Origin of the sequence: Pseudomonas sp. 06C 126, from assembly GCF_001855215.1 — a bacterium.
GTDB lineage: Bacteria > Pseudomonadota > Gammaproteobacteria > Pseudomonadales > Pseudomonadaceae > Aquipseudomonas > Aquipseudomonas proteolytica.
In genome coordinates, this window is record NZ_MIFU01000106.1 from 1 (window position 1) to 20,639 (window position 20,639).

17 protein-coding genes are annotated in these 20,639 nt (G+C 61.8%); 12 read left to right on the top strand and 5 right to left on the bottom strand.

Annotation, left to right across the window (positions count from 1 at the left end):
• Positions 1-270: 270 nt before the first annotated feature.
• Positions 271-741, bottom strand: a complete 471-nt coding sequence (locus BHC62_RS20530) for a copper chaperone PCu(A)C (protein WP_070995955.1) — start codon at positions 739-741, stop codon at positions 271-273.
• The gene (locus BHC62_RS20535) at positions 741-1,346 is read right to left on the bottom strand and encodes an SCO family protein (protein WP_029292889.1); all 606 of its coding nucleotides are present in this window, start codon (positions 1,344-1,346) and stop codon (positions 741-743) included. Before BHC62_RS20535 ends, BHC62_RS20530 begins: the two co-directional genes overlap by 1 nt.
• Positions 1,347-1,666: 320 nt before the next feature.
• Between BHC62_RS20535 and BHC62_RS20540 the strand changes: the two genes are divergently transcribed.
• From BHC62_RS20540 to hemN, 3 genes are all read left to right on the top strand, one after another.
• A complete protein-coding gene (locus tag BHC62_RS20540; protein ID WP_070995956.1) occupies positions 1,667-2,110 on the top strand; it encodes a hypothetical protein in 444 nt (147 codons plus the stop codon).
• 82 nt (positions 2,111-2,192) lie between these two features.
• Positions 2,193-3,518: a coproporphyrinogen III oxidase gene (locus BHC62_RS20545; protein WP_070995957.1), complete on the top strand. Its 1,326-nt coding sequence runs from the start codon at positions 2,193-2,195 to the stop codon at positions 3,516-3,518.
• A complete protein-coding gene (gene hemN, locus BHC62_RS20550; protein WP_070995958.1) occupies positions 3,505-4,890 on the top strand; it encodes an oxygen-independent coproporphyrinogen III oxidase in 1,386 nt (461 codons plus the stop codon). The genes BHC62_RS20545 and hemN overlap by 14 nt, the downstream gene beginning before the upstream one ends.
• A gap of 193 nt (positions 4,891-5,083) precedes the next feature.
• On the opposite strand, the gene BHC62_RS20555 is transcribed toward hemN, so the two are convergent.
• From BHC62_RS20555 to BHC62_RS20565, 3 genes are read right to left on the bottom strand one after another with little or no spacing between them, the layout of a single operon-like run.
• A complete protein-coding gene (locus BHC62_RS20555) occupies positions 5,084-5,920 on the bottom strand; it encodes a metal-dependent hydrolase (RefSeq protein WP_029292881.1) in 837 nt (278 codons plus the stop codon).
• Positions 5,920-6,816, bottom strand: a complete 897-nt coding sequence (locus BHC62_RS20560; RefSeq protein ID WP_070995959.1) for an SDR family oxidoreductase — start codon at positions 6,814-6,816, stop codon at positions 5,920-5,922. The genes BHC62_RS20555 and BHC62_RS20560 overlap by 1 nt, the downstream gene beginning before the upstream one ends.
• A complete protein-coding gene (locus BHC62_RS20565; protein ID WP_070995960.1) occupies positions 6,813-8,369 on the bottom strand; it encodes an NAD(P)/FAD-dependent oxidoreductase in 1,557 nt (518 codons plus the stop codon). Before BHC62_RS20565 ends, BHC62_RS20560 begins: the two co-directional genes overlap by 4 nt.
• A gap of 299 nt (positions 8,370-8,668) precedes the next feature.
• Between BHC62_RS20565 and BHC62_RS20570 the strand changes: the two genes are divergently transcribed.
• The 9 genes from BHC62_RS20570 to BHC62_RS20605 all read left to right on the top strand — a co-directional run bounded on the left by BHC62_RS20570 (position 8,669) and on the right by BHC62_RS20605 (position 20,630).
• Positions 8,669-9,667: an alpha/beta fold hydrolase gene (locus BHC62_RS20570; RefSeq protein ID WP_070995961.1), complete on the top strand. Its 999-nt coding sequence runs from the start codon at positions 8,669-8,671 to the stop codon at positions 9,665-9,667.
• A gap of 326 nt (positions 9,668-9,993) precedes the next feature.
• Positions 9,994-11,271, top strand: a complete 1,278-nt coding sequence (locus tag BHC62_RS20575) for an alkane 1-monooxygenase (RefSeq protein ID WP_070995962.1) — start codon at positions 9,994-9,996, stop codon at positions 11,269-11,271.
• Between the two features lie 146 nt (positions 11,272-11,417).
• Positions 11,418-11,912, top strand: coding sequence for an alkane oxidation protein activator PraA (praA, locus tag BHC62_RS20580; RefSeq protein ID WP_070995963.1), 495 nt, complete (start codon positions 11,418-11,420; stop codon positions 11,910-11,912).
• A gap of 129 nt (positions 11,913-12,041) precedes the next feature.
• A complete protein-coding gene (praB, locus tag BHC62_RS27515; RefSeq protein ID WP_071610051.1) occupies positions 12,042-12,551 on the top strand; it encodes an alkane oxidation protein activator PraB in 510 nt (169 codons plus the stop codon).
• Between the two features lie 128 nt (positions 12,552-12,679).
• On the top strand, positions 12,680-14,119 hold the full coding sequence (locus BHC62_RS20585) for an outer membrane protein transport protein (RefSeq protein WP_029292870.1): 1,440 nt from the start codon (positions 12,680-12,682) through the stop codon (positions 14,117-14,119).
• 298 nt (positions 14,120-14,417) lie between these two features.
• Positions 14,418-16,943, top strand: coding sequence for an acyl-CoA dehydrogenase (locus BHC62_RS20590; protein WP_070995964.1), 2,526 nt, complete (start codon positions 14,418-14,420; stop codon positions 16,941-16,943).
• A 143-nt stretch (positions 16,944-17,086) separates the two neighbouring features.
• Positions 17,087-18,430, top strand: a complete 1,344-nt coding sequence (locus tag BHC62_RS20595) for a 3-oxoacyl-ACP reductase (protein WP_070995965.1) — start codon at positions 17,087-17,089, stop codon at positions 18,428-18,430.
• Between the two features lie 2 nt (positions 18,431-18,432).
• Positions 18,433-19,335 (top strand): MaoC/PaaZ C-terminal domain-containing protein, encoded by a 903-nt coding sequence (locus BHC62_RS20600; protein WP_029292860.1) that lies wholly within the window; start codon positions 18,433-18,435, stop codon positions 19,333-19,335.
• Entirely contained in the window at positions 19,332-20,630 is a 1,299-nt protein-coding gene (locus BHC62_RS20605; RefSeq protein ID WP_070995966.1) for an acetyl-CoA C-acetyltransferase, read from the top strand. The genes BHC62_RS20600 and BHC62_RS20605 overlap by 4 nt, the downstream gene beginning before the upstream one ends.
• Positions 20,631-20,639 lie beyond the last annotated feature (9 nt).

Sequence of the window (20,639 nt, forward strand, 5' to 3'; positions counted from 1 at the left end):
TAGCGCAGTTGTGGCGAGCGGGCTTGCCCCGCGCTGGGCTGCGAAGCAGCCCCAATAAGCCGAATGCGTTGTACCAGATACACCGCAGCGGCTGGTTTTTGGGCTGCTTCGCAGCCCAGCGCGGGGCAAGCCCGCTCGCCACGGGGGAGTTCGTCAGTTTCTGAAAGTTGTGTAAATACCTATGGCTATCGCAGGCAAGCCAGCTCCCACAGTTGATGGGGGGCGGCCAATACTCTGTGGTCAGCAACCCCCCCCCTTGTGGAAGCAGGTTCAATGGTTCATGTGATGGCCGTCAGCATTGCCCAGGCTGCGGGCCGGGGCCTGGATCTGGATGTCCTGCTTCTGGCCCTTGGCATCTTCCACGGTCAGGGTCAGCGGCACCTGGTCGCCTTCCTTGATCTGTCCCGTCAGGCCCATCAGCATTACGTGATAACCCTCGGGATCGAGCTTCACCGCCTGGCCGGCGGGCAGTGCCACGGAGTCCACCGGGCCCATGCGCATGACGTCGTCCTTCATGCTCATCTCATGAATCTGCACATCCTTGGCCACCGGTGACTTGACGCTGAGCAGCTTGCTGTCGCTGTCGGCGGTGAGGGTCATGAACGCACCGCTCGAATGCTGCCCGGCTACGGTGGCGCGGGACCAGGCGTCGCTGACTTGGACCTCGGCGCTGGCGTGGGCAGCGAGGCCCAGCAGGGAAAGACCGAGGGCGATGCGCTTGAGGGTATGGACAGCAGTCATTAGCAGACCTCCATGACGGTGAGCAGGTCTTCTGCGCACTCTTTGGCGTTAAGGGATGCCGACAGGCCCAGGCGCAGGTTGCCGCGGGTGTCGAACACAAAACTGGTGGCGGTGTGGGACAGGGTGTAGGTATCACCGGCGGGGATTTTTTCATAAAAAATCCCGAACTCCTTGGCGGCCACGGCGACTTCTTCCGGGGTGCCATAGAGCGCTTCGAAGCTGGGGTCGAAGGCCTTGACGTAGGCGTCGAGCACCTGAGGGGTGTCGCGCTCCGGGTCCAGGGTGATAAAGATCACCTGCATGATTTCGCCGTCGCGCCCCATCAGCTTCTTGGCCTGGGCCATGCGTGCCAGGGTCGTGGGGCACACCGCCGGGCATTGGGTGAAACCGAAGAACACCACCGGCATCAAGCCGCGGAAGGAACTCAGGGTGACGGTTTCACCGGCCGTGTTCTTGAGCTTGAACGTGCGGCCCATGATCTTGTCGCTCAAGTCCTTGCCGTACTTGAAGTTCAGCTTGGGGCCGGTGTCGCAGCCGCTCAGCAGACCCAGGCCCAGTAGGCCCATACCGGTGAGGACCTTGCGGCGGGTGAATAACGTACTCATGAAATGGGCGTCCCGTGAAGCGCCTGACGGCTGCGCATAACAGGTCAGTCAGGCTTTGAAAAGCGGTGAACAGGAAGGCTGGGTAGTCTACCGACCTTGATCGCGCTGGATAATCTGCGACGTTCTGCCACAGGGGCGGTCGCCACCTTATCAGCCAGGGCGTTGATTGAGTCTGTGGCACACTGTCGCAGACACGGCCCAAGGCCCGCCGCACAAGGCTTTGGGCAAATGTTTCAACGATTATCAGGGCCCTTGACCCGCATCAAGGCAGCGCGCGCCCACGGTGGGCACAGTCACGGTACAAGCACCGTGAGGTTCTGATGCTCTATCTCCTATTCCTGCTGGCTCATCTATTCGCCGCGCTGATATTCATCGGTACGGTGTTCTTTGAAGTATTGATCCTCGCCAGTGTGCACAAGCAACTGCCGGCCCGCGTCATGCTGCTGGTGGAGCAGGGCATCGGCCGCCGTGCCAGGGCCTTGATGCCGTGGGTGCTACTGGTGCTGTTTGGCGCCGGCATCGGCATGGTCTGGTTGCGCTATCTGCCGGTGCTGGCGACGCCGTCGAGTTCGGCGTTCGGCGCGTTGCTGACCCTCAAGCTGATCCTTGCCGCCAGCGTGCTGATGCATTTTTTGCTGACCGTGTGGTTGATGGGCCGTGGGCGGGTCAGCGCGGCTTATCTGCGCTTCGTCCATCTGAGCCTGTTTTGCCATATGGTCGCCATTGTGTTGTTGGCCAAGAGCATGTTCTACATCACCTGGTAAACGTCGGCGCTTGATGCATATCAAGGTGCGCTGTCCGGTCGCACCGCACAATGACCCACCGTAGCCAGACCCGGAGGCCGTCATGCTCACTGTCATTCATCCCGCCCGCGAGTGGCGCCTGCGCCGTGACCAAAGCGTGCTGGACCAGGGCCAGGTCGACATCGGTAAATTTCATACGGGCATCGGCTCCCTTGATTTACTGCGCGCCTTGCGCAGCAGCCGCCAGCGGCAACGGCCCCTGGCGCTGAACCTGCAGTGGCCGGCAGGCCTGGTGGCGGATACCTACCTCGGCGCGCTGGAACAGGAGATTCACCTGGTCGGTTGCCACGTGGGCGGTAGGCAACCGGTGGACCAATTCCATCTGGGCGGCGCCACCCCGGCCATTGCCGACCTGCAACGCGTGATGGCGCACCTGCGCAGTCGCCTGCACTTTCTTGATCACGACCAGGGCGACTATAGCCTCGACCTCGACCCGCTGCACACAGACTGGGCAACCATGGGCCTGTTGCGCGACCTGGGGTTCAACCACATTAATATCGGCGTGCCGGATGCCAGTGCCGAAGCCACGCCGTCAGTGGCCGGATATCAAGACCCGGCGCCGATCCAGTCGCTGATCGACGCAGCGCGTACCTTCGGCTTTCGTTCGGTGAATGTGGACCTGGGCTATGGCCACGCCTGGCAGACCTGCGAAAGCTTTGAAACCAAGCTGGCCAGCCTGATCGCCCTTGAGCCGGACCGCCTGCAAGTCTTCGATTATGCCCGGGCTCCACGGCGCTACCAGCAGCAGCCACGGCGTGCGCTGTCGTCGAATGCCGACAAATGTGGCATGCGCCGCATCGCTTTCCAGCGCCTGGAAGATGCCGGTTATCACTACATCGGCCTGGGCCAGTTCGTGCGCCCCGACGACGACCTGGCGCTGGCCCAGGAGCGCGGGCACCTGAGCCGCAATTGCCAGGGTTTTACCCGTCACGGCTACTGCGACCATATCGGTTTTGGCCTGGGCGCCATCAGCCAGCTCGACACCCTGTATGCGCAAAACACCGACGACCTGGCGCTCTATTGCCAGCAGTTGGGCAGCGACCTGTTGCCCACCGCCCGCGGCTGGCGCTGCGAGGCCGGCGACCAGATCCGCCAGCACGTCATGGAGCGCCTGGCCTGTGACCTGGAGTTGGATATCCTGGCCCTGGAGCGCCGCTATGGGGTGATTTTTTCCCGCTATTTCTCGGCGATCTGGCCGCTGCTGGAGCATTTGCACCAAGACGGCCTGATTGATCTGTCCGAGCGTTTCCTCTGTGTACTGCCGGCAGGCCGGCACCGGGTCGAAGCCCTCTGTGCGCTGTTTGACCGGGCAGGCAGCGCCGTCCCCCCTTGCTCCAACGATGAGACCATCGACCATGAAAGCGTTTGAGTTCAACCGGGCCCTGGTGCAGAAATACGACCGCCCGGGGCCACGCTACACCTCGTACCCGACGGCGCCGCAGTTTCACGCAGCCTTCGCCCTGGACGATTACCAGCAGGCAGTCGCGGCCAGCAACCACGCGCTGACGCCCAAGGCGTTGTCGGTGTACATCCACATCCCGTTTTGCCAGAGCCTTTGCTACTACTGCGGCTGCCACAAGATCATCACGCGCAAGACCCACCGCGCCGTGGAGTACCTGAGCTACCTCAAGCGCGAAATCCAGATGCAGGCGGCGTTGTTCGACCGCGCGCGACCGCTGACCCAGTTGCATTTGGGGGGCGGTACGCCGACCTATCTTGACGATGGGCAACTGGCCGACTTGATGGACTGCCTGGCCCAGGGCTTCAGCCTCGATACCAGTGACCGCCATGAGTTTTCCATTGAGGTGGACCCGCGCACCATCAGCGTCGAACGGATCCACAACCTGCGCGGGCTGGGTTTCAATCGCCTGAGTTTTGGCGTGCAGGACTTTGATACCGATGTGCAGGCAGCGGTCAATCGCGTGCAGAGCGAAGAGCAGATCGTGCAACTGGTCTCGGCAGCGCGTGAGGCGCAGTTCAAGTCGATCAGTGTGGATCTGATCTACGGCCTGCCGTTGCAGACCGTGGCCAGTTTCGACGTGACCCTGGGCAAGCTGATTGCCCTGCGTCCGGACCGCGTGGCGGCGTACAGCTATGCGCACCTGCCGACACAAATCCGCGCCCAGCGCATGATCCGCCCCGAAGACATGCCACCCCCCGAGCGCAAGCTGGAGCTGCTGGAATTGACCATCCGCCGGCTGACCGAGGCGGGGTATGTGTATATCGGCATGGATCACTTTGCCTTGCCCGACGATGAACTGGCCCTGGCCCGGGCCAATGGCACCTTGCAGCGCAATTTTCAGGGCTATTCGACCCATGCCGATTGCGACCTGATCGGGCTGGGCGTCTCGGCCATCGGCAAGGTGGGTGACAGCTACAGCCAGAGCGTCAAGGAGTTGTCCCAGTACTACGCACGTATCGACGCCGGGTTGTTGCCGGTGCAGCGCGGCTACCGCCTGAACGCCGATGACGTGCTGCGCCGCGACGTGATCAACGGCCTGATGTGCCATGGGCGCATTGACTTTGCCGGGGTCGAGGCCGGGCATGCGATCCGCTTTACCGAATACTTCGCCCAGGCGTTGTCGCGGTTGGATGAGCAAGTGGCGGATGGCTTGCTGCATATCCAGGATGACGGCGTGCAGTTGCTGCCCCAGGGGCAATTGATGGTGCGCAGTGTAGCGATGGCATTTGATGCGTACTTGGGCGGGCAGCAGAAGGGGCAGTTTTCTCGCACGGTCTGACCGCACGCCTGCTGACCGAAGAGGCTTGTTTGGTGCCTTCTGTGGCGAGGGGGCTTGTCCCCCGCTGGGCTGCGCAGCAGCCCCAATAAGACCGCCGCTTTTTTTCAGGCAGACCGCCGCGCCTGGGTTCAGGGCTGCTGCGCAGCCCAGCGGGGGACGAGCCCCCTCGCCACAAAAGCTCTTTCACCACAGGTCAGGTATAGGCGCTGTTGGTGCGCTCTATCTCTTCGACCAGCTTATCGATCCCTTCCAGCCGCGCGCGGTTGTCGTGATCCCAGGGATGAAACCCCGGCTTGAAGTAATGCAGCCAAGGCCGCGCCATGCGCGGGAATACGCCCCTGGCGCCGTAGAGAAATTTCAACATCCGCCAGAACCCTTTCAGATGGCCACCCGCGCGGCGGTCGGCGATCAGTAGGCGCAGGTGGAAATCAAACACCACCAACCAGAAAAACACCGTGGTGAACAGCATGGTCCCGGTGCGCAGCAGGTAACGCTTGGGCCCCGGCTTGATCACGCGGTTCCACACATCAAAGGCCACGGCCTTGTGTTCCGTTTCCTCAAGGGCGTGCCAATACCACATCTGCTGGTAGCCCTTGAGCGAATCCCCAAAGCGCGTGGGGTCGCTGAGGAGGATTTCCGCGAGCATCGCCGTGTAATGCTCCAGGGCGATGGTCACTGCCAGGTTGAAGGACGGCGGCAAGTGCTTCTTTTGCAGGTCGAGGATGAATTTCAACCGCCGGTCAAGCAGGTGGGCGGGCAACCCCGCGGCTTGCAGCAGCTCGTTGTAGGCCACGTGCTCACGGCTGTGCATGGCTTCCTGGCCGATAAACCCCTGGATTTCCTTCTTTAACGCCGGGTCGTCGATGCGCTGGCGATAGTGGCGCACGCTGTCCATGAAGAACAGTTCGCCCTGGGGAAACAGCAGCGACAGGGCATTGAAGAAATGCGTGATGAAAGGGCCTTGCTCGTGCCAATCCTTGATGCGTTCGGCGGGCAGGGCAAAATGCAGGTCGCGGCGAATGGGCAACATTATGGCGACTCCTGTTCTGTGATGGGGTTGGGCAGCGGTGCCTTGCGCTTTTTCGGTGCCATGCGTCGGCTGGCGAACACCACCAACGCCTGATAAGCCGCCGGCAACCAGCGTGCAAGCAAGTCCAGGGCGTAGGCGTCGCGGCCGATCAGCACGCGGCGCTTGTTTTTGCGCACGCCTTGCAGGATCACCTTGGCGGCCTGGTCGGCGTCGGTGATAAACAGCTTCTCGAAGTCGGCGCGGGCCTGTTGTTCGCTATGGATCAAGAACCCGGTCATGTTCGCGTCGATCCGGCTGCTGCGGCAGATATCGGTACGGATACCGCCAGGATGCACACAGGTGGCCGAGACGCCGCTGCGTTGCAGATCCAACTCCTGGCGCAACGATTCGGTGAAGCCGCGCACCGCGAACTTGGTGGCGTTGTAGCCGCTCATGCCGGGCTGGGCGAACAGGCCGAAGACGCTGGACGTGTTGACCACATGCCCGTCGCCGCTGGCCTTGAGGTACGGCAGGAACGCCTTGGTGCCGTAGACCACACCCCAGAAGTTGATGCCGACGATCCACTCAAGGTCGGCGTAGTCCACACCTTCCACGGTACTCGACAGGGCCACCCCGGCATTGTTGAAAATCAAATTGACCTGGCCGTGCTCGGCCGCACAACTGGCGGCCCAATCCTCCATGGCCTGGCGGTCGGCAACATCCACCTCCCGCGCGGTCACGCGGATCGGCGCCAGGCTGCTGCGCTGGATCAGCTCCACGGTTTGCTGCAGGCCGGCCTGGTTTTTGTCTGCCAGGGCCAAGTGGCACCCCTCGCGCGCCAGGGCCAGGGCCAAGGCGCGGCCCATGCCGGACGCGGCACCGGTGATGGCCGCCACGCGACCATTGAATGACTTCATGACAGGCTTCCTTCTGCGGTGGCATGGGGTTGCGCGAGGGGGCGCTGCGCAGTGCCAGTCACCAGTGGCGTGACTTGATAGTCGCCCAGGGCGAACTGGCGGGTGACCTGCTTGAAGCGCCAGGTCGAACCGGGCCACAGCGTGGTGTTTTTGCCGGTGCGCGGGTCGAGGTACCAACTGCGGCAGCCACCGGTGTTCCAGATGGTGCCCTGGAGCTTTTCCTGGATTTTCAGGTTGTAGGCGCGTTCCACCGCCGGCTTGACGTCCACCGTGGCAATTTGCTGGCGACGCATCTGTTGCAGGGCATCGAGGATGTAGGTGACTTGCGCCTCGATCATCAGAATCATCGAGTTGTGGCCCAGCCCGGTGTTGGGCCCGACGATCAGGAACAGGTTCGGATAACCCGGCACGGTAGTGCCCTTGTACGCATGGGCGCCATCGTGCCAGGTGTCCATCAGGTCGATACCATCGCGCCCGATGATGCAGTCGCGGGGCAGGGGATCGCTGGCCTGGAACCCGGTGCCGAAGATCAGGCAGTCAGCCGGGTGCTTGATGCCATCGGCGGTGACGACCCCGTCGGCTTCGATCCGCAGCACGTTGTCGGTGACCACCGCGACATTGCTGCGCGACAGCGCCGGGTAGTAGTCATTGGAAATCAGCACGCGCTTGCAGCCAATGGTGTAGTCCGGCCGCAGGATCTTGCGCAGGGAAGGGCGCGCCACTTGTTTGTGCAGATGGCGCAGGGCGATTTTCTGCACCATTTTCATCAGCCTCGGGTGCAGCGCAAACCCAACCACCCGACCTTCCAGGGCCCAGTAAAAGGCCCCGCGCACCAGGCGTTGGGTAAACGGCAAGTGTTTGAAAGCCCAGCGTTCGACCCGTGAAATGGGGCGGTCGGGCTTGGGCATGATCCACGGCGGGGTGCGCTGGAACAGGTCCAGGTGCGCCACCTGCGGGGCGATCTGCGGCACGAACTGGATGGCGCTGGCGCCCGTGCCAATAACCGCCACGCGCTTGCCCTTCAACGAATAGTCGTGGTCCCACTGCTGGGAGTGAAAGCGCTTGCCCTTGAAGCTGTCCAGGCCCGCGATATCCGGCAGCGCCGGGCGCGACAGACCGCCCATCCCCGACACCAGCACCCGCGCACTGACGTGGCGGCCATTGCTGAACTGCAATTGCCAGCGTTGCAGTTGCTCATCGAACACCGCCCGTGTAAGGCCCATGCCAAAACGCAGGTACGGCGCCAGCTCGAAGCGCTGTGCACAGTGTTCCAGGTAGGCGCGGATTTCCGCCTGGGGGGCGAACTGGCGGGTCCAGTCGGGGTTGGGCGCAAACGAAAACGAGTAGACATGGGATTGCACATCGCAGGCGCAACCCGGGTAGTGGTTGTCGCGCCAGGTGCCGCCCAGGGAATCGGCCTGTTCGGCAATGAAGAAGTCGACGAGCCCGGCTTGCTTGAGTTTGATCGCCATGCACAGGCCGGCAAAGCCTGAGCCAATGATCGCGATATCCACACAATCTGCCGGGCCGCCCGGCTGGGTAGAGGCATTCATAGGGTGTCCCTCGTGGGCTGTGGGCGCCTTACGGGTTTTGACATCGGATGTGCTCCTTTTTTGTTTTTGGCTTTTAGATAGAACACCATTGCAAAGAAAAATTGAATTTATTATTTTAAAAAAGATTTTAAATAATCTACCTGAAAATATCGCCTACGCTAGAACCTTGTCTTTTATGTGCGATTTGTCCGACGGACGAGCCTTTGCGCACGCAGTTGAAGTCCAGGGTGTGGACGATGGCTGAGGTCTTGACCAATACCGGTCGGATCGCCAGCAGCAGGGAAGCCGAGGACCGAGCTATGGCTGTCGAATGGGTTGTCGCTGCGGGTGTGTTTATAGCTGCGAGTGCGGCGTTGTGGGGCTTGAGTGCCTGGATGACGCGCCGTATCGAAGTGGCTGTTCCAAGTAACGGGCGCTTTCTGGAGGTCGATGGCGAGCGCTTTCATTATGTAGAGGAGGGCAAGGGGCCGCCGCTGGTGATGATCCACGGCCTGATGGGCAGCAGTCGCAACCTGACTTATGCCTTGTCTGCCCAATTGCGCGAGCACTTTCGGGTGATCACCCTGGACCGCCCCGGCTCAGGCTATTCCACCCGGCTTAAAGGCACCGGTGCCGACCTGCAAAGCCAGGCCCGGCAAGTGGCGACCTTTATCCAGACCCTGGACCTGGGCCAGCCCCTGGTGCTGGGGCATTCATTGGGCGGGGCGATTTCCCTGGCATTGGCCCTGGACCATCCCCACGCGGTGTCCGGGCTGGTGCTGGTGGCGCCATTGACCCACCCCCAACGCATGATCCCCCTGGTGTTTCTCTCTCTGGCCGTGCGCCCGGCCTGGCTGCGGCGCTGGGTGTCGCGCACGTTGACGGTGCCCATCGGCATGCTCACCAGCGGCGCAGTGGTCAAGGCAGTGTTCGCCCCCGACCCGGCACCGGCCGACTTCGCCACCCGTGGCGGCGGGATGCTGGGGATGCGCCCTGACAACTTCTATGCCGCCTCCACCGAAATCGGCCTGGTCAATGATTACCTGCCGGATATGGTCAAGCGCTACCCCCAACTGCGCCTGCCCATCGGCCTGATCTATGGTTCGCGGGACAAGGTGCTGGACTTTCGCAAACACGGCCAGGCCCTGGCAGACAAGGTGCCGGGGCTCAAAATGCAGGTGATCGAAGGCCGCGGCCACATGCTGCCAATCACCGCCACCGAGCGCGTGGCGGCCCTGGTGGAGCAGGTGGCCAAGCGCAGCAAGCCGGTAGAAAGCGCCACCGTCCTGCACCCGCCATTTGCACTGGCGAGCAAATAATCGTGCACCCCACGGCGTGGTCGAGAGTCGGTAACGCTTGCCCTAGACACCTGACCGAATGGATGAAAAAGAGACTGCCCGGTCACGTAGAAAAGGCTTCGAAAAAGTAGTTGACGACCTAACGGTTCCGCGCTATTTATTTAAAAAAATATTTCAATATTTATTTTGAAATGATTTTTGAAATGCCTAAGAGCGAATAAAATAATGAAAAAAACGCCTTTTATCGCATGGTTGATTTCAAGTGGCTTTCAGTGCCGCCTGAATCTGTTGTCTGCCTCTTTTGCTTCGCTCTCCCTCCCTGCCGCGCAGTGCGCCCGGAGGCTGCCATGAATCAGACCCTGGCTGCCCCGCACGTCTGGACCGACGGTAAGCGCCACCTGTGGTGGCTCGGCATCATGCCTTTGGCAACCCCGCTATTGTCCGGCGCGCTGGCCATCACCACCGGTGTACAAGAACTGTGGTGGGTGGGTGTGCTGGTGATTTTCGGCCTGATCCCGCTGATTGACGGCCTGCTCGGCGAAGACGTCAGCAACCCGCCGGAATCTGCGGTCAGCGGCCTTGAATCGCAGAAGTACTACCGCTGGATCGTCTACACCGGCGTGTTGCTTGTTATCTCCTCCCTGGTGATTACCGGTTGGCTGGCTGTCAGCGGCATCGACTGGATGATCAACGGTGGGCTGCTGCAACTCACGGCGTCCATGGACCCATCGAGCTGGATGGCGCAAACCGCCAGCTTCCTGACTGCCCGGGTGCAACTGCACGGTGACGTCAGTTGGTTCACCTACCTGGGCATGGCCATGTCCACCGGCGCCGCCACCGGCATCGCGATCAACACTGCCCATGAACTGGGACACAAGCCGCGCCTGCTGGAGATCGTGCTGGCCAAGATCACCCTGGCGCCAACCTTCTACGGGCACTTCTATACCGAACACAACCGTGGCCATCACGTACGCGTCGCCACCCCGGAAGACCCGGCCAGCTCCCGGCTGGGGGAGAGCTTCTGGGCGTTCCTGCCGCGCTCGGTGTGGTTCAGCGCGCGCTCGGCTTGGAACCTGGAACGTGAACGCCTGCGCAAGCTCGGCCTGCCGGCCTGGCACTGGAAGAACGGCGTGCTCAGCGCCTGGATGTACAGCGTGGTGTTGTGGGGCGCAATGATCGCCTGGCTGGGTGTGGCCGTGATTCCCTTTTTGGTGATCCAAGGCATCTACGGCTTCTCGTTGCTGGAAGTAGTGAACTATGTCGAACACTACGGCCTTAAACGCCAGAAGTTGCCCAATGGTCGTTATGAGCGGTGTTCGCCGCGCCACTCCTGGAACAGTAACCGTATTGTCACCAATATCTTTCTGTTCCAGTTGCAGCGCCACTCCGATCACCACGCCAACCCGACCCGCAGTTATCAGTCGCTGCGCCACTTTGATGAATCGCCGCAACTGCCCTACGGCTACGCCAGCATGATTGTCTGGGCCTACATCCCTTACTTGTGGCGCCGGCGCATGGATCATCGGGTACTGCGGCACTATTCGGGGGATGTCACCCTGGCCAATATCCAGCCATCCAAACGTTTGAAGATACTGGAGAAGTACGGCAAGACCAGCACCTTCTAATGTGAATCAACCGTTGTAGGGCGCACTCGGGATCTGTGTATCGCGCAGGTTTTCATCGCCCACGGTTTACCGGTTTCGAGTGCTGCTTAGTTGCAAGAAAGTTGTTTGACCCTAACAAAAATAAAATCAAGGGAAGGACGTACACCATGCAAAAAACTGCCAAGTTCACTACGCATATCGTGCTCGCTGCACTGGGCCTTATCGCCTATCACCAGGCCCAGGCGGCACGCATTGAACCCGCCGGCAGCGCCTTCACTGCCCAGGGCCCCATCAGCTTTTCCAAGGGCGCGCTGATCAGCGCCGATTGCACCATCAAAGTGGCCGGCAAGGTCGCGGCCGATGGTTCGCAAGTCAATGTCGACAAGGTCGAATTCGACGGAGGCCTCAAGTGCAGCCGCGTCGAAGCCATCAACTTGCCGTGGATCCTGGTGGCCAAAGACACCACCAGCGGCTCTATGTCGAAGATCAGCGTCGACGTGCACGCCTTTGGCCTGGGCGGCAAGTGCGGCCCATCCACCGCCGAAGGCACCTGGGATAACGCCACCGGCAAGTTGGAGGCGGCCAATGTGCCGATTGGCGAAGACTGCAAGATCAAGAGCGTGTCGATCAAGATGCCGCCGACTTTCAAAGTCGTCGAGTAATCACCCGAAGTTGTAGCGGTAATTGCATTGAAATTTGGCTGGAAAGGGAAGTTCTGCTGTTTCTCCGTGACCTCTCGATCATGGCCATTACCCCGGCGAAATGACTCGCCATACATGTGAGGAAAAATAATGAAAAGTTTCAAAACCCTCGTTTGTGTAAGTTCGTTTGCTCTGTGCTTTGGCGCGGCTTCGATGGCCAGTGCGGCGTCGATTACCCCAAATGGCGCGTTTACCACTGACCCAGGCACCATTGTTGTCACGTCGCCGTCTTCCGGTGGGGCTCCAATCACTTGTGGCATTACGTTCGGCGGTACTGTTACCGCAGGCGTCGCGACTATTACTGCAGCAAGTCTGACCGGGGGTGGGCTGTGCGCATTGCCTACCTTGAAAAATATCCCATCTCCGGGGTGGAAGTTGACGGCTACCAGTTTTACGCCAAGTACTGGTGCGGGCACAGGCATTGTTGAGCGAGTAGGTTGGACTGTTGTGTTCCCACCGTCTAACTGCGGCGCAGGCACTATCAACGTCGCCTGGGACCAGGCAACGCAGATGCTGACCGCCGCCAATCAGCCGCTCTCCGGCAACTGCTCCGTGCAGTCTTTGAAAGTTAAAGCACCGACTCTGACCCTGGCTCCTTAAACCATCGCACTTATTAGTGCAAAGGGCTGATCACCCCTGAAAGACAGGTGCCTCTAGTGAGGCACCTGTTGAGGCAACCCGGATCGGTAAGGCCGACTCTGGTAGATAAAAATAATAAGGAGTGGAGCATGAATAACAAGAAACAGCAGGCTCAGGCGTTACTTGGCCTGGCATTGTTGGGGGGGCTAATGGCTGTGGCCGGTCCGGTTCAGGCGGGCGGTTTCATGACTCCGACCTCGAACACGGCGGGTTGGGGCCGGGCGTTTGGTGGTGGTTCGATGTTCAAGAACGATCCGTCAGCGGCCTACAACAACCCTGCTGCAATGGCCTTCATTGACAAAACCATTTCGCAGTTCACCCTCAACTTCGCCAATATCGACATCAAGTACAAAGGGTCGGCCTACGACTATTCTGGCCGTCCAATGTCCGAAACTACCTTCGACGAAAACTACAACCCCACTTACAACGATCGTACCGGTAACGGTGGCCAGGCCGGCTTCGAGGCGTGGGTGCCTACGGGCTTTATGGTGATTCCAATCAATGACCGTTTCGCCTTTGGTCTGAGCCAGGTGGTGCCCATGGGCGCCCGTACCACGTACGACCAGGATTGGAAAGGCCGCGACTTTGCAGTGGACACCCGAATTGAAACCGTTGGCCTGACCGGCTCGCTGTCGTTCAAGGTTAATGATGAGTTTTCCATCGGCGGTGGTGCGATTCTTCAGCACACCAAAGGTTTTGTGAGCCAGAACGTCGACCTGTATGCCGCCGCTGCCCAGTCGCCGGACTTTGGGATGATTCCGTTTCCGGCCGGCCAGGGTTTCGCCTTGATGCGCGTGAAGGTCGACAATAATTCCCTGGGCTGGTTTGCAGGGATGACCTGGAAGCCTACGGCGCAAGACACCCTGGGCTTGAACTACCACGCCAAGATCAAGAACAAGCTGGAGGGCAAGTACAACATGTACGCTGACCCGACCTCGGAGGGACTGATGACCATTCCGGTGGTCGACGGTAAAACCCTGGTCGAACTGGCTTACCCCGGGCTGAAACTGTATCCAGGCGGTGCCAATGCCTCCACGCAACTGGACATTCCTGCCAACGCGTCCCTGGACTGGGTACACGACTTCTCTGACCGCCTGACCCTGGGCGCCAGCGTGACCTGGACCCAATGGTCGTCCTTCGAGGCGCTGACCTTGAAGTCCAATGGCAGCACCATTGTGTCGATCCCGTACAAGTACAAGAACACCTGGATGTATTCCTTCGGTGGCGACTACAAGCTCACGGATGATTTTACCGTGCGCGCCGGTGTGGCCTTTGACCAGACCCCAACCCGCAACTCCACCCGTGACCCACGCATCCCGGATGGTGATCGCACCTTCGCCTCCCTGGGCTTTGGCTACAACATCCGCGCCATTCCTGGCCTGAGCATCGACGGCGCGTATTCCCGCCAGTTTGTGGAAACCGTCAAGCTCAAGACCAAGAACGTTGATCGGCTTGGCGCAGGTTCGCTGGATGGCAAATCCGAGGCCAAGGGTGAAGTGGTCAGCCTGTCGGCCACGTACGCCTTTTAACGTGTCTGCGTAGTACCGAGGTAAACCCACAGTCAGCGCATCTTTCTGTGGGGTTTACCTCAGGGTGCACCAATGGGTCGCCCACGCGACCCATTGTGAGTTCTTCCTCCTTCTGGCATTTCGGCTGACGCGTTCGGCCATGAATTTTTTCGCGAACCGATTAAATAAAAATTTCAAAACAAAATTTGAATTTAGCTTTTCAAGTTTGTAGTGTGGTGATCAGTCGCAGGCCATACCGGCTTGCTGACCTGCATGCCGTGCCCTGAATAAGTTGCCCTGAATAAGTAGAGGTATCTCCATGGTTATCTGGTTACTGGCGGGACTCGCTGCGGCGACTGCCCTGGCGTATCGACAAGCGGCAGCCACTTTGTGGCTGGGGGCTGGCCTGGTCTGGTTGGCCGGTGGCTATCTGTTCAATGGGGTCGCAGGGTTTGGCCTGAGCGTTGCGGCGCTGTTGGTGGTGTTGCCGGCGCTGCTGCTGAGCATCAAGCCCCTGCGCCGGACGCTGTTGACCAGCAAGGCCTTGGGCCTGTTTCGCACGATCATGCCGGCCATGTCCGACACTGAGCGCGCGGCTATCGAGTCCGGCACCGTGTGGTGGGACGCCGAGCTGTTCAGCGGCAAACCCAACTGGCAGCGCCTGCTGCAAGCCGCGCCGGCACGCTTGAGCGCCGAAGAGCAGGCGTTCCTCGACAACGAAGTGGAAACCCTCTGCGACATGGCCAACGACTGGGAAACCACCCAGGTCTGGCAGGACCTGTCGCCCGAAGGCTGGCAGTACACCAAGGACGCCGGTTTCCTCGGCATGATTATTCCCAAGCAATATGGCGGCAAGGGCTTCTCCCACTATGCCCATTCGCAGGTGGTGATGAAGCTGTCGACCCGTTGCTCGGCAGCGGCGATTTCGGTGATGGTTCCCAACTCCCTGGGCCCTGCCGAGCTGCTGCTGCATTACGGCACCGATGCCCAGCGCAATTACTACCTGCCGCGCCTGGCCCGTGGCGAAGACATTCCGTGCTTTGCCTTGACCAGCCCCTATGCCGGCTCCGACGCCGGGGCCATTCCAGACCTGGGCATCGTCTGCAAGGGCATGCATGAAGGCCAGGAAGTGCTGGGTTTCAGCGTGACCTGGGACAAGCGCTATATCACCCTCGGGCCCATCGCCACGGTGCTGGGCCTGGCCTTTCGCGCCGAAGACCCGGACGGGCTGCTGGGCCAGCCCGGCTCGCTGGGTATCACCTGCGCGTTGATCCCTACGTCCCATCCCGGGGTGAACAGTGGCCGCCGCCATTGGCCCCTCAATGCGGTGTTCCAGAACGGCCCGACCACCGGCAAAGACGTGTTTATCCCCCTGGAGTGGGTGATCGGCGGCCGCGAGCAAGTGGGCAACGGCTGGCGCATGTTGATGGAATGCCTGGCGGCCGGGCGGGCGATTTCCCTGCCATCGGCCAACGTCGGCCTGGGCAAGGTGGCGGTACGCGGCACCACGGCCTATGCGGCGATGCGCAAGCAGTTCGGCCTGCCGATCGGCAAGTTCGAAGGGGTGCAGGCACCATTGGCGCGCATGGCCGGGCACTTGTATGCCTGCGATGCAGTGCGCAAGGTATCGGTGGCGTCGTTGGATGCTGGCGAGAAACCTTCGGTGATTTCGGCGATTGCCAAATACCACGTCACCGAGCGTGCGCGAATCATCGTCAACGATGGCATGGACATCGTCGCCGGCAAGGGCATCTGCATGGGGCCCAACAACTTCCTGGCCCGTGCCTATCAGCAAAGCCCTATCGCGATCACCGTGGAAGGGGCAAACATCATGACCCGCTGCCTGATCATCTATGGCCAGGGCCTGATCCGGTGCCATCCTTACGTGTTCCGTGAGATGGAAGCGGCGCGCAACACCGATCATCGCCAGGCGTTGCTGGCGTTCGACAGCGCCATGTTCGGTCACCTGAGCTTTGTGCTGGCCAATACCGTACGGGCGGCAGTGCATTCCCTGACAGGCGGGCGCCTGATTGCCGTGCCGGCCAAGACCGACCCGGCGCTGGCGCCTTACTATCGCCAGGCCAATCGGCTGTCGGTGGTGCTGGCGTTGATTTCCGATATCTCCATGGGCGTGCTGGGTGGTGCGCTCAAGCGCAAAGAAAGCATCACCGGGCGCCTGGGCGATATTCTGTCCCAGCTCTACATCCTGTCCTGCGTGCTCAAGCGCTTTGAGGATGATGGCCGGCCCCAGGCCGATCTGCCGCTGGTGCATTGGTCGGCCCAGGACGCACTGTTGCGGGCCCATGAGGCCCTGGCCGAGGTGCTCGACAATTACCCCTCCAAGCCGGCTGCGGCAGTGATTCGTGGCTTGAGCTTCCCGTTTGGCATTCCCCAGCGCAAACCATCAGATCGCTTGCTGGCCCAGGTGGCCGAACTGGTGCAGACCCCCGGCGAAAGCCGCGACCGCTTGCTGGCCAATTCCTACATCCCACGTCCGGAAATCGACAAGCTGGCCTACGGCGAATTGGCGTTCCGCCTGTTGCCCCAGGTGGAGTTGATCGAAGGGCGGCTCAAGGCGGCGGTCAAGCAAGGCACCCTCGAACCGATGCCGATCAGCACCACGGCCTTCACCGCCTGGCGCATCAAGGCCCGCGCCCTGGACCTGATCAGCGCCGATGAAGACGCCTTGCTGGCGCGCTATGTGGAGTACGCCGACCACGGCATCCAGGTGGATGACTTCCCGCAGGACTTTGGCTTGCTGGAGGCATTGCAAAAGCGCCAGCAAACCTTGGAACAAGCAGCCAAGCCCAGCACCAGAAAGCGTGAAAACGCCCCGGTGAACTAAACACCAACACGCGCCCTGTAGGAGCTGGCTTGCCTGCGATAGCGGTGTGTCTGTGCCAAAGATGCAATCTGACACACCGCCATCGCAGGCAAGCCTGCTCCCACAGGAGATTGGGTTTGCAGGTCAGGAAAACGGATCGATTTATGAGCGACAGCTATCTCTCTTTTGTTAATTCCCCCTGGGGCCGTCGCCTGGCCCAGACCATTGGGCTGCCACAGCCCTTGCCCCTGCAGCGCCACCGCAGCGGCCAACAGGGCTTGGCCAACCCGGTGATCATCGCCGGGGCAGGGCGCCTGGCGGAGGAAGTGCGGCGTATCTTCAAGGCCACCGACACCGTGCCGGCCCAGGCCGCTACGCTCAAGGCGCCGTCCACGGTCAAAGTCCAGGGCGCGGTGTTCGACGCCAGCGCCGTGGTCGACCTCAAGCAACTGGACGAACTCTACGAGTTCTTCCACGCCAACGCCCGGCGCCTGGGGCAACACGCACGGGTGGTGGTGCTGGGCACCGCGCCCGAACACTGCCAGGACTTGCCCCAGGCGATCGCCCAGCGCGCCCTGGAGGGTTTGGTGCGGTCCCTGGCCAAGGAACTGCGCCGGGCGATCACCGTGCAGTTGATCTATGTCGCGCCGGGGGCCGAGCAGGCCTTGGAAAGCAGCCTGCGGTTCTTCCTGTCGCGGCGTTCGGCCTACGTCTCGGGGCAGGTGGTGCGCCTGGAACAAGCGGTGGATACCGCGCCTGCCATCAACTGGGACAAACCCTTGAGCGGCCGCCGCGCCCTGGTCACCGGGGCCTCCCGCGGCATCGGCCTGGCCATCGCCCAGGTCCTGGCCCGTGATGGCGCGCAGGTGGTCTGCGTGGATGTGCCGCAAGCGTTGTCATCCCTGGAGCAGGCGGCCAGCAGTGTCGACGGCCACGCCTGGGCGCTGGATATCACCGCCGCCGATGCGGTGCAGCAGTTGCAGGCCTATGTCGCCGAGCACGGCGCATTTGATGTGGTGGTGCACAACGCCGGGATCACCCGCGACAAGACCATCGCCAAGATGACCGAAGCGGCCTGGCGCAGTGTGCTGGCGGTCAACCTCCAGGCACCGTTGCACTTGAGTGACGCCTTGCTGCAAGGGCAGGGGCTCAATGCCGGTGGGCGGATTGTCTGTGTGTCGTCGATCTCCGGGATCGCTGGCAACCTGGGGCAAAGCAACTACGCCACGTCCAAGGCCGGGGTGATTGGCCTGGTGCAGGGCCTGGCACCGGTGGCGGCGGCGCGGCAGGTCACGGTCAATGCCGTGGCACCGGGTTTTATCGAGACCCAGATGACCGCGAAAATCCCGCTGATGATTCGCGAAGCGGGGCGGCGCATGAACTCCCTGTCCCAGGGCGGGCAACCCATCGACGTCGCCGAAACCATCGCCTGGCTGGCGCACCCGGCCTCGGGCGGGGTCAACGGCCAAGTGGTGCGGGTGTGCGGCCAAAGCCTGTTGGGAGCCTGAACATGGACTACGTGACGCAGATTATCGACCCGCCACCGTCGCGCAATCGCCTGCTGCTCGACGGCCTGCTGGCGCTGCGCAAGCCTACGCTTGAAGGCGTGCCGAGCTTGCCCAAGGAGCGCCTGGTGCGCTCGGCGGTGCCATTGTGCGCCAATGAGATGGCCGCCTATGGCCGGGCCTGTGGCTTTCGGCGTGAGCAAGGCGTGCCGCTGTCCTATCCCCATGTGCTGGCGTTCCCCTTGCACTTGATGCTGCTGACGCGCCCGAGCTTTCCGTACCCGGCCAGTGGCATGGTGCATCTGGCCAATCGCATTCGTCAGCATCGGCGCCTGCAGGAAGGCCAGGCCCTGCGCCTGGAGGTGTTTGCCGAGCGCTGGGTGGCCCATGCCAAGGGCCAGGCATTGAGTATCGCCACCCATGCCTACAGCGCTGGCGAGTTGGTGTGGCAAAGCGACAGCCTGTACCTGCGCCGGGATGTGGCCAATCCGGTGGGCGAGCCTTGGGGCGACAGCCTGGCCTTGCCCGAAGAAGCCTTGCGGCGCACTCAACGCTGGGTGCTGCCGGCGGATCTGGGGCGACGTTTTGCCAAGGTGTCGGGGGATTTCAACCCGATCCACACCTCGCTGATCGGTGCGCGCCTGTTCGGCTTTCGCCGGGCCATCGCCCATGGCATGTGGACCTTGGGCCGCGCCCTGGCCGCGCAACAACCTCCAGGCGGGCTGGACGTGGCCGAGGCCCACTGCGAGTTCAAACTGCCGATCTTCCTGCCCGGCCAGGTCGCCCTGTGGAATGCCCCGGCAGACGGCCCCCACCGTGCATTCGAGGTGCGCAACCCGGCCGGCGACAAACCCCATATGCGCGGCCTGTTTATCTGGCATCCACGTTTTGATGAGAGTCGTCCATGAGTGACTACAGCTTCAGCCCCGCCCCGACGCGCCGGGTGGCGATTGTCGGCGGCAACCGCATTCCGTTTGCCCGCTCCAACACGGTATACGCCCACGACAGCAACCAGGATTTGCTGGTGGCCGCGCTGCAAGGCCTGGTGGACCGCTACAACCTCCACGGCCTGCGCCTGGGCGAGTTCGCCGCCGGTGCGGTGATCAAGCACTCGCGGGATTTCAACCTGGCCCGCGAGTCGCTGTTGTCCACCACCCTGTCTGCCGAGACCCCGGCCTACGACCTGCAACAAGCCTGCGGCACCGGCCTGGAAGCGGCGTTGCTGGTGGCCAATAAAATCGCCCTCGGCCAGATTGAAGTGGGAATTGCCGGGGGCGCCGACACGACCTCCGACGCGCCTATCGGCATCAACGAATCCCTGCGCCGTACGCTGCTGGCGGCCAACCGCGCCAAGGGCACGGGCAACAAATTGCGCAGCCTGTTGCAGGTGCGCCCGTCGATGTTTTTCAAGCCGCTGCTGCCGCGCAATGGCGAGCCGCGTACTGGCTTGTCCATGGGCGAGCACTGCGAAGAAATGGCCAAGCGCTGGCAGATCAAGCGCCTGGCCCAGGACGAACTGACCCTCAGCAGTCACCAGCGCCTCGACGCGGCCTATAAAAACGGCTTTTTCGACGACCTGATCAGCCCCTATCGCGGCCTGGCCCGCGACAACAACCTGCGCGCCGATGCCAGCCTGGAGAAGCTCGCCAGCCTGGCCCCGGCCTACGACCGGCAGAACGGCACCCTCACGGCCGGTAACTCCACCCCCCTGACCGATGGCGCCTCGGTGGTGCTGCTGGCCAGTGAGGAATGGGCCGCCGCCCGCGGCCTACCGGTGTTGGCGTACCTGCGTACCGGTGAGACCGCCGCGGTGAATTTCGTTGACGGCAGCGAAGGCCTGCTGATGGCGCCAGCCTATGCGGTGCCCCGCATGCTGGCGCGTGAGGGCCTGAGCTTTGCCGACTTTGATTTCTTCGAGATTCACGAAGCCTTCGCCGCCCAGGTGCTGTGCACCCTCAAGGCCTGGGAAGACCCTGATTACTGCCGTGAGCGCCTGGGACTGGATGCGCCGCTGGGCCCCATCGACCGCGACAAGATGAACGTCAACGGCGGCTCCCTGGGCTGCGGCCATCCATTCGCCGCCACCGGTGGTCGTCAACTGGCGGCGCTGGCCAAGGCCATCCACCAGCGTGGTGGCGGGCGCGGGCTGATTTCCATCTGTGCCGCCGGCGGCCTGGGCATTACCGCCATCGTTGAAAAGTAGCCGTACAAA

What these genes read in the sequence shown, in the direction of transcription:
- BHC62_RS20575 (WP_070995962.1), top strand. Translation starts at nt 9,994, where the DNA reads ATGAATCAGACCCTGGCTGCCCCGCACGTCTGGACCGACGGTAAGCGC.
- BHC62_RS20590 (WP_070995964.1), top strand. Translation starts at nt 14,418, where the DNA reads ATGGTTATCTGGTTACTGGCGGGACTCGCTGCGGCGACTGCCCTGGCG.
- BHC62_RS20565 (WP_070995960.1), bottom strand. Translation starts at nt 8,369, where the DNA reads ATGAATGCCTCTACCCAGCCGGGCGGCCCGGCAGATTGTGTGGATATC.
- BHC62_RS20605 (WP_070995966.1), top strand. Translation starts at nt 19,332, where the DNA reads ATGAGTGACTACAGCTTCAGCCCCGCCCCGACGCGCCGGGTGGCGATT.
- BHC62_RS20585 (WP_029292870.1), top strand. Translation starts at nt 12,680, where the DNA reads ATGAATAACAAGAAACAGCAGGCTCAGGCGTTACTTGGCCTGGCATTG.
- BHC62_RS20555 (WP_029292881.1), bottom strand. Translation starts at nt 5,920, where the DNA reads ATGTTGCCCATTCGCCGCGACCTGCATTTTGCCCTGCCCGCCGAACGC.
- BHC62_RS20570 (WP_070995961.1), top strand. Translation starts at nt 8,669, where the DNA reads ATGGCTGTCGAATGGGTTGTCGCTGCGGGTGTGTTTATAGCTGCGAGT.
- BHC62_RS20530 (WP_070995955.1), bottom strand. Translation starts at nt 741, where the DNA reads ATGACTGCTGTCCATACCCTCAAGCGCATCGCCCTCGGTCTTTCCCTG.
- BHC62_RS20595 (WP_070995965.1), top strand. Translation starts at nt 17,087, where the DNA reads ATGAGCGACAGCTATCTCTCTTTTGTTAATTCCCCCTGGGGCCGTCGC.
- hemN (WP_070995958.1), top strand. Translation starts at nt 3,505, where the DNA reads ATGAAAGCGTTTGAGTTCAACCGGGCCCTGGTGCAGAAATACGACCGC.
- praB (WP_071610051.1), top strand. Translation starts at nt 12,042, where the DNA reads ATGAAAAGTTTCAAAACCCTCGTTTGTGTAAGTTCGTTTGCTCTGTGC.
- BHC62_RS20540 (WP_070995956.1), top strand. Translation starts at nt 1,667, where the DNA reads ATGCTCTATCTCCTATTCCTGCTGGCTCATCTATTCGCCGCGCTGATA.
- praA (WP_070995963.1), top strand. Translation starts at nt 11,418, where the DNA reads ATGCAAAAAACTGCCAAGTTCACTACGCATATCGTGCTCGCTGCACTG.
- BHC62_RS20545 (WP_070995957.1), top strand. Translation starts at nt 2,193, where the DNA reads ATGCTCACTGTCATTCATCCCGCCCGCGAGTGGCGCCTGCGCCGTGAC.
- BHC62_RS20535 (WP_029292889.1), bottom strand. Translation starts at nt 1,346, where the DNA reads ATGAGTACGTTATTCACCCGCCGCAAGGTCCTCACCGGTATGGGCCTA.
- BHC62_RS20600 (WP_029292860.1), top strand. Translation starts at nt 18,433, where the DNA reads ATGGACTACGTGACGCAGATTATCGACCCGCCACCGTCGCGCAATCGC.
- BHC62_RS20560 (WP_070995959.1), bottom strand. Translation starts at nt 6,816, where the DNA reads ATGAAGTCATTCAATGGTCGCGTGGCGGCCATCACCGGTGCCGCGTCC.